At 65.7% G+C, this 13,103-nt stretch carries 12 protein-coding genes; all 12 read right to left on the bottom strand.

Features of this window, described 5'->3' with window-relative positions; genetic code table 11:
• Window positions 1–235: 235 nt before the first annotated feature.
• Window positions 236–1,303, bottom strand: coding sequence for a heme-dependent oxidative N-demethylase family protein (locus BMZ02_RS01265; protein WP_091639232.1), 1,068 nt, complete (start codon window positions 1,301–1,303; stop codon window positions 236–238).
• Window positions 1,304–1,344: 41 nt separating this feature from the next.
• On the bottom strand, window positions 1,345–2,307 hold the full coding sequence (locus tag BMZ02_RS01260; RefSeq protein ID WP_091639230.1) for a PDR/VanB family oxidoreductase: 963 nt from the start codon (window positions 2,305–2,307) through the stop codon (window positions 1,345–1,347).
• Complete coding sequence (locus BMZ02_RS01255; RefSeq protein WP_091639228.1) at window positions 2,304–2,903, bottom strand: dimethylamine monooxygenase subunit DmmA family protein; 600 nt, start codon at window positions 2,901–2,903, stop codon at window positions 2,304–2,306. Before BMZ02_RS01255 ends, BMZ02_RS01260 begins: the two co-directional genes overlap by 4 nt.
• A gap of 40 nt (window positions 2,904–2,943) precedes the next feature.
• The gene (locus BMZ02_RS01250) at window positions 2,944–3,300 is read right to left on the bottom strand and encodes a cupin domain-containing protein (protein ID WP_216110652.1); all 357 of its coding nucleotides are present in this window, start codon (window positions 3,298–3,300) and stop codon (window positions 2,944–2,946) included.
• A 331-nt stretch (window positions 3,301–3,631) separates the two neighbouring features.
• Window positions 3,632–4,324 (bottom strand): HAD family hydrolase, encoded by a 693-nt coding sequence (locus tag BMZ02_RS01245; protein ID WP_091639225.1) that lies wholly within the window; start codon window positions 4,322–4,324, stop codon window positions 3,632–3,634.
• 35 nt (window positions 4,325–4,359) lie between these two features.
• On the bottom strand, window positions 4,360–5,298 hold the full coding sequence (locus tag BMZ02_RS01240; RefSeq protein ID WP_091639223.1) for a choline kinase family protein: 939 nt from the start codon (window positions 5,296–5,298) through the stop codon (window positions 4,360–4,362).
• A gap of 29 nt (window positions 5,299–5,327) precedes the next feature.
• Window positions 5,328–6,290, bottom strand: a complete 963-nt coding sequence (locus BMZ02_RS01235; RefSeq protein WP_171909758.1) for a phosphotransferase family protein — start codon at window positions 6,288–6,290, stop codon at window positions 5,328–5,330.
• Between the two features lie 33 nt (window positions 6,291–6,323).
• Window positions 6,324–7,595, bottom strand: a complete 1,272-nt coding sequence (locus BMZ02_RS01230) for a Zn-dependent hydrolase (RefSeq protein WP_091639219.1) — start codon at window positions 7,593–7,595, stop codon at window positions 6,324–6,326.
• A 60-nt stretch (window positions 7,596–7,655) separates the two neighbouring features.
• The gene (locus BMZ02_RS01225) at window positions 7,656–9,503 is read right to left on the bottom strand and encodes an ABC transporter ATP-binding protein (RefSeq protein ID WP_091639217.1); all 1,848 of its coding nucleotides are present in this window, start codon (window positions 9,501–9,503) and stop codon (window positions 7,656–7,658) included.
• Window positions 9,500–10,411: an ABC transporter permease gene (locus BMZ02_RS01220; protein ID WP_091639215.1), complete on the bottom strand. Its 912-nt coding sequence runs from the start codon at window positions 10,409–10,411 to the stop codon at window positions 9,500–9,502. Before BMZ02_RS01220 ends, BMZ02_RS01225 begins: the two co-directional genes overlap by 4 nt.
• Window positions 10,408–11,394: an ABC transporter permease gene (locus tag BMZ02_RS01215; protein ID WP_216110650.1), complete on the bottom strand. Its 987-nt coding sequence runs from the start codon at window positions 11,392–11,394 to the stop codon at window positions 10,408–10,410. Before BMZ02_RS01215 ends, BMZ02_RS01220 begins: the two co-directional genes overlap by 4 nt.
• 63 nt (window positions 11,395–11,457) lie before the next feature.
• On the bottom strand, window positions 11,458–13,017 hold the full coding sequence (locus BMZ02_RS01210; RefSeq protein ID WP_091640345.1) for an ABC transporter substrate-binding protein: 1,560 nt from the start codon (window positions 13,015–13,017) through the stop codon (window positions 11,458–11,460).
• Window positions 13,018–13,103: the final 86 nt, after the last annotated feature.

The following is a 13,103-nucleotide window of genomic DNA, read 5'->3' as shown; positions in this document are numbered from 1 at the left end:
AAAAAGGGAACCGCTTGTTTCCTGGAACGAAACTTCGTTTCTTTCCGTTAATCCATGTAGCAAAAACCGTACCGCGAAAGGCAACGTCCGCAGGGAATTGGAAGAAAGCACTCATCGCACTGATTCTATTGGTTTTTTTATTCTCCACCGCCAACCGGGGAAGCGCTTGCGATGGCCTCTTGGTGTTGCGCCGCACCACCGCCGGGCGAAGCGGTGCCACGATGGTGCGGCGCGGTTACTCAGGGGCGGTGCCCGGGGTGAGTTCGGCCCCGTCATCCAGTGGTGCCAGGTGAGCCAGAACCAGGGGGCGGTAGCCGATCAGGCCCTTGTAGTCGGCCAGATCATCGGGGAGATCCCGGAGCACGCGGTGAAACCGCTTCGCCCATTTCGGGATCGTGGCGAGTTCGTTGATGCTGATGAGGTAGCAGCGAATGCTGAACAGGATCGCATTGCTGCGCGGCAGGCGGTAGAGCGCCTGGAGCTCTACCCGGAGGTGCGCCTTGTCTCCCACGTTCTCCGGCGTTACGCGGGCACGATCAATGCCCCACTGATGGTAGTTCTCCGGAGAGGTATCCATGCGCGGGTTCACGGTCATGGTCCAGTTGAGCCGGCGTACCGGCTCGCCCACGCGCAAGTTCATCAGAAAGGCGAGCGCCCGGTCGAAGACCCCCATCTCGTGGGCTCGCGGCACCGGCCCGTGCCATTCATGAAAGGTCATACCGAGATCGAATTCCAGGGACCAGTCCGCCTGGCAGGTGACCATTCCGCCGTCCATGTACAGGGTCTCGTCCCGCTGGTCATGGATCGTGAAATCCCCCTGTACCTGACGGGTAATGTACTCGAACGGCTCCATTGGCAGCGTTGCCGCATCACCGAATGTGAAGGTATCGCGAATTCCGAGAAGCCGGTTCTCCCAGGTCCACTGATTGCCATCACGGTCGAGAACGAAGCTCGCCGGGTAGTCCCGGGACAGGGATTCCATCAGGAGTTCGAGCGTATCCCATTGCGCCGCCATCATGTGGGGCAGAACGCGACACCTGCCGGGATCGTCCTCGAGCACCTTGCGACGTTCCTCGACCTCGGAGAGGTAATGCTCGTCGATGTCGAAAGCAGGCGCATAAGGCGTACCCGGCGGGCCGCCATTGTGCGGCTCGATATTCACCGAATACATGTAGGAATCGTCGGCAAACGGAAACGGAAAACGGCGTATTGCCGCGGGGCTGTTGGCGTAGGTGAAGTCGTCGCGAAAGGTCTCCACCACCGGCTTGACCTCGGGCTGTGCGACCGTCGTTGTCTGGGACATGGCGAGTACTCCTTGGTGGGCGGCAAACGGGCGGTCGGGCGTTAAAGATCCAGAACCACGCGATCGCTGCGTCCGCGCGACACGCAGATCATCATCCGCGCGTTTCCGACCTTCACCTCGTCGGACAGGAAGTGGTCGTTGTGCTCGATATCGCCCTCGATCACCGCCGTTTCACACACGCCGCACGCCCCTCCCCGGCACGAGCAGGGGGGTTCGAGCCCGGCGGCCTCGAGCGCCTCCAGCGGACTCATGTCGGCCGGAACATCGACCTCCATGTTGCTCTGCGCGAGCACCAGCGTGAACGCCTTGCCGGGAGGCGGCGCCGTGAATGCCTCCGAGTGGATGGTGCCCGACGGCCAGCCGAGCCGGGCGGCAGCGTCATACACGGCCTGGATCAGGCCGGCCGGCCCGCAGACATAGACATGGGTGCCCAACGGCTGACGCCGGAACACCTCGACGGGATCGATGTACTCCCCCGCGCCGCTGTCGTACAGGCGCGCACGCCCCCCTTCTTCGCGGCGGATCCGGTCGACGAAAGGTGCCGTGTCCACACCACGAACCTGGTAGTGAACCTCGTACGAGAGCCCCTGGCGGCGGGCCTCGTCGCTGTGGGCGAGCATCGGCGTCACACCAATGCCACCCGCGATCAGCACATGGTGTCTGGCCATGGCGTTGAGGCGGAACAGGTTGACGGGCGCGGTGATCTCCAGCTCGTCGCCCTCCCGGACGGACTCGTGCAGGAAGACCGAACCGCCACGCCCGGTGTCATCGCGGCGCACCGCGATTGCGTAGTGGGATGTATCGTCGGTCGGCCCCATGAGCGAGTACGGGTTGCGGAACGTCCGCGCCGCGCCACGCATGGACACCACCACATGGCTCCCCCCCGAGAAGGCGGGCAGCGCATGCCCGTCGCGATGCTCAAGGCGGAACGTGCGCACCCCGGGGCTCGGCTCGTCGATCGCCGCCACGCGGACGGGAATGCTGGACTGCTGGGACGTGATCATGCCTCGAACTCCTCGGCCGGGGGGATGACGCCCGGCTCCTCGGCGTCCACGCAGACGCCCTGATACAGGCCAAGCCGCGGGGAGAAGTGGTCACGGACCATCAGGTGCAACGCACAGCCCGGACACTGGTAGATGGTCCGCTCCACCCAGTCGGCCGTGGTCTTGCAGTGGACGCATTGCACCCGCCTGGCCAGGGGGCCACAGCGCTGCATCCGGATCGCGGAATCCGGCATGCCCATGTCGCGGGCCGTGAGCGCCAGCGTCCACAGGAAGGGTTCGCTGCCCGCGAGGTACAGCCGCACGCTCATGCCGGCACCGGCCAGCGCCTGACGCAGCACCTCTGCCAGGGCCTCTCTGTCGGCATGAATGCGGACGGCGTCGGCCAGGCGGCTGTGCAGATCCGCGGCCCGATCCGGTCCGGGCCCCGCGGTGTAGTCGATCGACACCGATCCGCCCTGTTGGGTCTGCAGCGCCTGGCAGAGCCTGACCAGTGCACTGGCCCCCGCGCCCTCGCCCGCCAGGAGATGGGTCTGCGCCGCCGGATCGGGCTCGAGGTCCCGGTAAATGGGTTTACTCTTGATACCTGTCTCGGACATGGCGTTTACCCCCTGACAGAACGGTGCCCGGCACGATCGCCTAGCCCTCACCTTCCCTGCGCTGACCACAGAAGAAGCCGACACCGAAGTCATCGGTCTCGAAGGTGATCCGGCTGCCTGCAGGGAAGTAGAAGACATCCCCGACTTCCGCCCGAACGCTCTCGCCGGACTCGTCGGTGATCGTGAACCGGCCGCCGACGATGCATTTCATCTCGTGGTAGGTGTAGTCGTAGACCAGCGGCGTATCGGACTTTTCCATGCGGAAGAATCCGCTGACGATGGTCTTGTCCGGATCGTCCGACACGGCCACATCACCAAGCCAGGCGTTGCACCCCGCCACGCCCATACTCGGAAAACTGCGCTCTGAGGCGCCGGGGAAGTGGGTCATCTTCTTCATGGCTGCATACCCTCCGGGAATGTTGCGTGGCAAGAAATTAAGTTTCCCGTTGGGAATGCAAGACATTTGCCAAGCATCGTCTGCGCGAGCCGGAAACCCGAATTCCGCGCTCATGCCGTGGGTATTCAAGGGATGGGCGGGGGTTGCCCGGGGATTCAGCCGCGCCCGACGGGTCGCAGGATTGCCCGGAAATAGTGCGCAGTCACAGAGACTTGCGCGGAAAGCGTGCAGCCGACCGCCACAAACGGGGGCAACCACCCCGGGAACCGGACGCCGTCATGGCACCTGCCATGTGACGACGCCCGACCCACTGATCGATGGGCACCCTCCTTCATCCACGAAACGCCAGCGGCTCCTGGTCCCGCAATGACAGCACTTGCCACCCCCGCTCCCGCGCGCAGTCCCGGAGCCTGCTGTCCGGGTCCACGGCCACCGGTGTGCTCACCCACTCCATCAATGGCAGATCGTTGTGCGAGTCGCTGTAGAACACGGCGTTCGCTGCCGCCTCGCGGCTGTCCCGGCCCTGCGCCTCCAGATACCGCTCCACATGCCAGATCTTGCCTTCCCGGAAGCAGGCAGGCCCCACAAGCGCCCCCGTGAAATGATTGGCCACCACTTCCGGGCGGGTTGCCAGCACCGTATCAATGCCCAGCAGATCGGCGATCGGCCTGACCACGAAATCGTTTGTTGCGGTAACCATGACGAGATCGTCGCCATGAGCACGATGCTGGGCGAGCAGATCGGGCGCCCTCGGCGCCACCTTGTCCTGGATGCGGTCCTGTACGAACCGCTCCCGCCACGCCTCGAGCACCGTGAGCGGGTAGTCGCTCAAGGCTTCGAAGATCACCCGGCAGAATGCCTCCATATCCAGCGTTCCGTCCTCGTACGCGGCCATGAAGTCGTCGTTGATTTCACGGAAACGGCCCGGGTCAAGCGCTCCCTGATCGATCAGGAAACGGTTCCATTCGTAATCGCTGTCACCAACCAGCAATGTATTATCCAGGTCAAAAAGGGCCAGGCTCATGGCGTCCTCATGGTTACGTTCATTGATTGCAGGGCTTAAACCGCGCGCAGCGCTTCTTCCCACCGCGGGTCCTGCATCACCTGCCGGGCCCTCATGTGCTTCCAGGCGCCGTACTTGTGGAAATCGAAATCCAGCTGGGAGACCTGCCGCTGCACCCAGGCCCAGTTGGACCACTTCACGTCGGCAAGCGCCTTGTACAGATAGACGCGCGCCAGCGTCTCGGCGCGCGCTTCACCGAAGTACTCCTCCACCATCTCGTGCTCCACATCCGGGGTGAAGAACATCTCGCCGAACCACAACGCCAGCTCGTAGTGGGGGTCGTTGTTGGAGGCATACTCGAAATCCACCAGGATGACGTCACCGGCAGCATTGAGCATGAAGTTGCCCGCCAGGTTGTCGTTCAGGCACGGGGCGACATCGATGCCGGCGGCGACCAGCGCACCCTTCGCCGCCTGGTACTGCCGATCCACCCAGGGCTTGTCCGGCGGCGTATAGCCGCCCAGCTCCCGGATCTGCTCAAGGTGCTCTTCCGTTTGCTCGAAGATCGTCTTGGTCAGCTTGAGCGGCTCCTGGGTGCTGAACCGCCGCAGGGCCCGGGCGGCGTTGCGCCTGATGCCGGGGTCAAGAAAGTCGCCGTTGCTGGATGCTCGGTAGCCATCGAGGAACTCGAACACCTCCACCCCGAGTTCCTCGACGAAATGGAATACCCGCGCACTCACGCCGCAGTCCGCGGCTTTCACGCTGGCATCGTGGGCGGCGGCGCGGTTGACGAACATCTCCGTCCCCCGACCGGGCACCTTGACGAAGTACTCCGGCGCCATGCCGTCCACGGTCACGCGCCAGTTGGTATTGGAAATCCCGCCGGACACCGGCTGGTAGCGGATCTCGCGCCCCTGCCAGCCGGGAATATGCCCGATCACTGCCTCCAGCGCCCGCTCCTGGTCGGTGACACCCTGCCCCAGTTGTCTCTTCATGGTTGCTCCCCTTGGTGGTGATGGCCGGCTCAGAACGAGCGACACCAGAGCTCGAAGTCCCGGTCCTGCATGTTCATGCGGGCACGGAGCAGTCGCCACTGGCCGTACTTGAAGAACTCCACGTCCTGCCGTGACGACTCCTGGAACAGCACCAGCCCCCACAGGCCCCAGCGGAGATCGTCGGCCATGCCGTAGAGCATGCATTTGGCAAACAGGCTGCGGTCGTCGGTGCCGCACCAGGCCCTGACCCCTTCCCGGAAGTCCTCCTTGAACAGGCACAGCTCCGCGAGCATCGCGGCCAGGTCGTGGGCGGGATCGTCGTTACCGGCGACGTCGAAGTCGATCAACCGCAACTCACCGCGGCCGTTGACCATCACGTTGGACGACGCACCGTCACCGTGAGCGGGCACGGAGGCTTCGCGGGCGCTGCTCAGGCGCGGGGCAAAGGATTCGATGTTGTCCAGCAGCCAGTCGAAATCCACCGGCAGAGGGACCCCGGTCTGCCGGGCCCGGTCCGTGAAAAACCGGATCTCCTCGAAGATATCCCGCTCGCGCGCGAACCTCGGCCCGGCGTGGATCGCCTTGCGCAACCGCATCTGCGCCTGCAGGCTCGACCGTTCACTGAGCGCATCCATCCGCCCCCAGCGCCAGTCCGCGTCCAGGTACTCGAAAGCGAGTACGCCTGCTTCGGTGGCCGCATCCAGCAGCCGCGGCGCGGCCCCCAGGTCACCGGCCTTGGCACTGGCGTCAGCAACCGGCTGCAGATCCTGGATCGCGAGGATGTCCGGGTAGTAGGCCTTGACGAACCACTGGTCGCCATCGGCCGACTGCACTAGGGCGCCCACGGCGTCCACCGCGCGGCGCACCGGCGACGCGGCCGGTACGGTCACGATCTCGTAGCGATCAGCCACCGGCCCCACGTCGGGCAGTTGCCCGATGGCGTGCTCAACGAAACGCTCGGTCTCGCTCGTCGCTTCTCCAATATGGCGCATGGTCATGCACTCCCTGGTAATCGGATCCGGGGTTTACTCGCGGGCGCCGCGAGGGTCGTTGTGAAGCAGGTCCCAGACCAGCGCGTTCAGGACTTCAACCCCGCGCGTGAGCTGCTCCGGTGACGTGTACTCGTCTTCGTTGTGACCGATTCCGTGATAGCTCGGGACGTTCAGAAGCACGCCGGGGACCATTGCCATCATCGCCACAACGTCGTGGCCGGCGACGGTGTCGAGCCGGCGGGTGGTGTAGCCGAGATCCGTGGCGATGGCCTCGGCCCGGTCGGCACCGGCGGGCCAGAACGGCAGCGCCTCGCGCCGGGACTCGGCGGCGACCTCGACGGCGCACTGCGTGTCGCGCTGGATCTGCGCCCAGATCTCGCGAACCGCGTCGTCCAGGCTGTCGAGGATGGCGCGATCCGGGGAGCGGATCTCCAGAGAGAGGGTGACCCGGGACGGCACCACGTTGGCCGAATTGGGTTCGATTACCGCGCGCCCGACCGAGGTGCGCAGCTGATCGTCGGCGTAGCCATCCGCAAGCCGGCGCGCCTCGACGATCATCATCGAAGCGGCCACCAGCGCGTCCTTCCGCTCGGCCATCGGGGTGGGACCGGTGTGCGCCTGCTCGCCATGGAAGACGAGCTCATACTTGTTGGCCCCCCAGTTGCGGGTGACGACACCGATGTCGGCGTCCGCGTCCTCGAGGACGCGCCCGATCTCGTTGTGCAGTTCCACGCACCCGGCCGGCGTGGGGCCCTGATCCCGGCCGCGGTACCCGATCGCTTCCAGCGCCTCGCCGAGGCTGATGCCGGCGTCATCCACGAGCGCCAGCGCATCCGCCAGGGCGAGCTTGCCCGTGAACACCGAACTCCCGGTGAGGCTGGGCCGGAAACGCGCGCCTTCCTCGTTGGTCCAGTTCACCACCGCCAGGTTGAGAGGTGGCGCACTCTCCCCGGCATCCACCGCCTCCTTCAGGCTCATGCACACCGCCGCGCCCGCGACGACGCCGTAGGCGCCGTCGAAACGACCGCCGTTGGGCTGGCTGTCCAGGTGGGACCCCACCAGCAGGAAGTCCGCGCCGGGCGTCCATTCGCACAGGCCGAAGATGTTGCCGACGGGATCAACGCGCACCTCCATGCCGGCAAGGCGCAGCATGGCGCAGAAGCGGTCGCGCACCTGGCCATCTTCCGGACTGCCCGTCAGCCGGTGCAGCCCGCCCCGGGCCGTCGCCCCGTACTGACTGAGCGCGTCGAACATGGCGTGGAAGCGGGCCGTATCCACCCGCGGTGTCTCGCTCGTACTGGACATCGTTATCTGTTTTCCTTCTGGTTTCCGGAACGGGAGTGCCGGGCGTGAACCGCGAAGCACTCAGGTGGTCCTGTTTTCACACAGAAAACAGGCGGCGTACTGATTCACCCGGCCCTGGTACATGGCAGGCGCCTCCTCGGCGCAACGCGCCATCGCCGACGGGCACCGGGAGCGGAAACAACACCCCTTCGGCAGGTCGATGGGACTGGGCGGTTCACCGTCCAGCAGGTGCTCGGCCGGGTCGAACGGCGATGGCTCGATGGTTGGCACAGCACTCAGCAGGGCCCGGGAGTACGGGTGAACCGGATGCCTGAACAACTGCTCGTTCTCGGCGACCTCCACCACCTCGCCCAGGTACATCACCGCGATGCGGTCGCAGGTATTGCGAATCATGGCGAGATCGTGGGAAATGAAGATGTACGTCAGCGCCCGGCTCTGCTGCAGCGTATCGAACAGGTCGAGCAGCTTCTTCTGCTCCACCACATCGAGCGCCGTCAGCGTCTCGTCCAGGATCAGCACGGAGGGCTCCAGCACAAGTGCGCGGGCCACGTTCACGCGCTGACGCTCTCCGCCTCCCATGCCCGCGGGCAGGCGCTGGAACCAGCTCGCCGCCAGCCCCACCTCCTCCATCACCGACAGCACCTTGGCGCGGCGCGCCTCGCGGTTGCCCAGACGGTGGATTCGCAGGGGCTCCTCGATGATCTCGCCGACCGTGCGCCTCGGGGGCAGCGCGTTGAACGGATCCTGCAGCACCAGCTGCAGATCCTTGCGCATGGTCCGCACCTCCAGCGGGTCCAGGGTCGACAGGCGGCGACCGTTCAGGTGGATCGCCCCCTGGTCCGGCTGCTCCAGCGCGGTCAGCAACCGGGTCAGGGTGGATTTGCCGCAGCCCGACTCACCGATGATGCCGAACTTCTCCCCCTCCCAGACATCCAGGCTGACCCCCCGGACTGCGCGGACGTCGTGGGTGCGGTTGAAACTGCCGCGCTCGCGCACGCGGTACGTCCGGTGCACATCATCAAGGCTGAGCACCGGTCCCCTGCGGGCGCGCGGGCCGGCCACGGGCTCATGCCCCTCCCACACACGCGGGATCACATCCAGCAGATGGCGCGTATGGGCATGCTCGGGCGCACGGATCACCGCCTCGGTCGGACCACTCTCGATGATGCGGCCGCGATCAAGCACCACCACCCGGTCCACGGCCCGGGACAACAGCGGGAGTGAACCGGAGGCAAAGATGACGGCGGTGCCGTACTTCGCCGACAACTGCTTCAGCAGGTGGATGATCTGGACCGCAACAGTGACGTCCAGCGGCTGTGTGATGTCGTCGGCCAGCACGACCGCGGGCCGTGTCACCAGCGCATCGACGATCATTGCCCGCTGCATCATGCCGCCGCTGTACTGCCCCGGGTACTCGTTCATGCGTTTCTCGGTGGTCGGAAGCCGCACCTCGCGGAACAGCGTCAGCACCCGTTCCGCGGCCTCCCGGCGGCTGAGGCCACGATCGCTGGCGCGCAGCTTCTCGATGATCTGGTCACCCACCGGCAGGGTCGGATCCAGGGCACTGGTCGCATCCGCGCCAACGTAGCCGATGCCGGCGCCGCGGAAGCCGGTCGTGGGCGCCCCGTCGGGCGTCAGAATGGTCGCGCCTCGAAAGGTGACCTCCCCTTCGCGCACGGCCACACCGCCTGGCAACCAGTTGATGAGCGCCTTGCAGAGCACCGTCTTGCCGGCACCGCCGCCGCCCCCGATCCCGAGCATCTCCCCGGGCGCCAGCGTGAGGCTGACACCGTCGAGCAGCACATCGGCGCCTTCACCGGCTGTTACGGTCAGGTCCTGAACTGCAAGGATCGGTTCTGCGCTGCCTGGTTCCGCGGCAACCACGTCCGCCCGCTGTGCCTGGCTCATAACGCCCCCTTGAAGACTCGGTTACGGGCACGCTCCAGGGAGGCACCCACCATATTGATGCTGATCAGAACCACGAGCAGGAGAATCCCCGGCATGGTCGGAACCCACCAGTGGTTGACGAGGTATTTACGGCCGTCGGCGATCATGTTGCCGAAGCTCGGTGTCGGCGGCTGGATGCCGAGCCCCAGGAACCCCAGGATGGACTCGAGAATCATGATCCGGGCGATATCCAGTACCGCGACGAACGCAATGGGCGGGAGCACCGCCGGTGCGATGCACGTCACGATGATCCGCCACTCCGAGGCGCCGAGGACGCGTGCGGCTCGGATGTACTCGCGTCGCTTCTCCGACTGAGCCGCGGAACGCGCCACACGGGCATACAACGGCCAGCCTGCAAGCGCCAGCACGGTGATGATCAGGTAGACGTTGGGGCGCGCGACCCCGAGCACCGTCACCGCCAGGAGAATCATGGGGATAGCCAACTGCGCATCCGTGAGACGCATCGCCACGGTATCGACAAGACCGCCCCGCACCCCGGCCAGGATGCCGATCACGCAGCCGATGCCGTACATCAGAATGACGGTGGGCACCGCGATGAGCAGGGAGTACCCCAGCCCGATGAAACTGCGCGCCAGCACGTCCCGGCCGAGCTGGTCCGTGCCGAACGGGTTCGCGAGGCTGGAGCCATCCATGCCCAGCGGTGGCACGTAGCGGTTCATGACGTCCATGGCGTACGCGTCGGCATCCGTGATCAGCGGGTAGAGCACGGCACCGATCAGGATGACCACGAGGATCGCGAGGCCGATCTTCAGCTCCCGCTGACGCCACGCCTCGATCAGAATGCGCCTCCCCGGGGAGCGTTCTTCCACCTGCGGGGGCGTGCCACTGGAGGTGATTGGTGTACTCATTCGCTTTCGAGCCTCGGGTCAATCAGGGCGGCAGCCATGTCCACGGCGATATTCACCAGGACGAAGGTCCCCGCGAGGAACAGGGCAATCCCCTGCAGCACCGGGAAATCCCGTTGCAGCACGGCATCGATCGTCAGCAGGCCCAGGCCGGGGTAGTTGAAGACGTACTCCACCACCACCACCCCGCCGAGCAGCGTGCTCGCCTGGATCCCCACCACGTTCAGCAGGGGCACCGACGCATTCCGCAACCCGTGCGCGATAACGACCCGCCCCGGACTCAGGCCGCGCACGCCGCCGTAGTCGATGAACTTCTGCTGCATGGTCTCGGCCATGGACACGGAGATGGTGCGCATCAGTACCGGGCTGACCTCGACCGCGAGCACGATTGCGGGGAGCACGGCGTAGGCCATGCCCTGGTAGCCGATGGCGGGCAACCACCCGAGGTTCGCCGAGACCACCAGGATCAGCACCAGGCCAAGCCAGAAGTTCGGTATGGAAACGAAGATCGACCCGGTGTAGAACGCGAGCTTGTCGGGCCATCGCCCGGGGTTCAGCCCGGCGTACACGCCCAACGGCACGGAGATGGCCAGTGCGATCAGGAGCGACGAAGCGGCCAGCCCGAGGCTGAGCGGCAGGCGCTCGAGCAGCAGACGTGCCACCGACGCACGCTCCCCGCGGACCACATCCTCGGCGTCGGTGACGTCCTCGCGGGATTGCGAAGGCCGCACGAACGACTGCCCCAGATCCCCCCGAAGCACGTTCCCCAGGTAGGTCAGGTACTGCACCGGAATGGGGTCCGTCAGCCCGAGCTCGGCGGAGAGTTCCGCGCGCACCTGATCGTCGGCCATACCGCCGACGATCAGCCGCGCCGGATCCCCCGGAACCACCCGCAGCAGCGTGAAGATCACGGCCGAGACCAGCAGCATGATCAGCGCGCCCTGGCCCAGCCGGGTCACCAGTAGTTTCAGTAGCGTTGCAGACAAACCTGTTCTCCTGCGTGTGCGCCCGGTCGGGCCGGCATCCGCCGACCCCGAACGGACTGCCTGCTAACTGATCGCGGTTTCGCTGGCGTCCAGCTGGCCGTTGGGGTAGAGGAACAGACCGTCCACGTCCTCCCGCATGGCGTGCATGAACACGGACGTGAACAGGCTGTGGGCCGGCGCCTTCCTGGCGATGAGCGGCAGGGTCTCCTCCTGGATGATCCGCTCGCGCTTGTCCAGATCCGGCTCGTTGCGCTCGCGGTCCAGGGCGGCATCGATCTCGTCGTCCTGGATGCCGCAGACACGCCGGGAACTGGAGTGGAAGTGCGTACGCAACACCAGGTCCGGCTCGGGCGAGCCGGTCGCCCAGCCGCCGTCCACCATGTGCCCCGGGCCCCCGCCTTCACGGTGGTAATAGGCGTCGTTCCAGGCGGCGACCTCCATGACGTTCATGGTCACCGGGAAGCCCTGGGCCTGCAGCATGGCCGTGATGAGCTCGCCGTATTCCTGGGTCTTCGGGTAGAAGCCGATGGAGGTGATGTACTCGAGCTCCGGCAGCCCTTCACCCCGCGGGTAACCCGCTTCACTGAGCAGCTGCTGGCAGCGTTCCGGGTCGAACTGCGGGTAGGCGTCCAGATCGGCGTAACCGAACTTCACCGGCGAGATATGGGCACGACTCTCCTGCGCGGCCTCGCCCATGATGGCCAGCACCTGCTCGTGGTCGATGGCGTGGCAGGCGGCCAGGCGCAGTAGTTCGTTGTCGAACGGCGGCTTGGAGCAGCGGAACCAGAGGTACTTGTTCTCCACCGACAGCATCTTGTTGATCTTCACGCCACCCCGCCCCCGCAGGGTTTCGAGCTGCTCCGGCTCCAGACGCTCGATGACATCGGCCTCGCCGTTCATGAGCGCCAGCAGGCGGGACGAGGAATCGCCCACGAACGAATACCGGATACCGGACAGTTGCGGCGTCCCGGCGAAGTAATCGTCGAACGCTTCCAGCGTGGTGTCGTTGCCCCGCCGCTCCACGTACTTGAACGGGCCGGTCCCGTTGGGCCGGTCGCTGATGGAGCCGTCTTCGATGTCCGCGGCGGACAGGATCGGCAGAAAGCTGCTCAGCAGGATGTACATGCTGGCCGGAAAATCGTCGCCGGAGGTGTGGATTCTTGCGGTGTAGTCGTCGACCACCTCCACCTCGCAGCGCCCCGGGTGCCAGGCCGCCGGCCGATCCGAGCGGGAGCCGTACTCATACGTGGCCTTGACGTCAGCGGCCGTGAACGACGCCCCATTGTGGAACACCACACCGTCCCGCAGCGTGACCTCCAGGGTGTGGTCATCCAGCAGCTCCATACCGGTGGCCAGCTCGTACCGGATCTCGGACGGATCCTCCTCGGTCATGGGCGCCCGCGTCAGGGTGCCGAACACCATGCTCTCCAGGTTCATCTGCGCCAGGTTCGTGTGCGATGTGGGGTCCCAGTTGCCGGTCATGTTCTCCGCCGCCAGGAACACCATTGGTGCACCACGGGACGCGAGGGCGGAACGCAGGAAAAAGGAAGGATCGATCTGGGGCACCACCGCGGCGCCCGCGCCGAACAGGGCTGCTCGCTGGAGGAATTTGCGTCGGTTCATGGTCGTCATCGTGATCACCTCTGGAAGAAACCGTCTTGGCATCAGGGCCGAATGACCGCATGGGTCGCGGAGCACCCAATGTGGTG

The sequence above is a fragment of the Aquisalimonas asiatica genome (genome assembly GCF_900110585.1).
Classification (GTDB): Bacteria; Pseudomonadota; Gammaproteobacteria; order Nitrococcales; family Aquisalimonadaceae; genus Aquisalimonas; species Aquisalimonas asiatica.
This window is presented reverse-complemented; position numbering and strand designations above follow the sequence as displayed.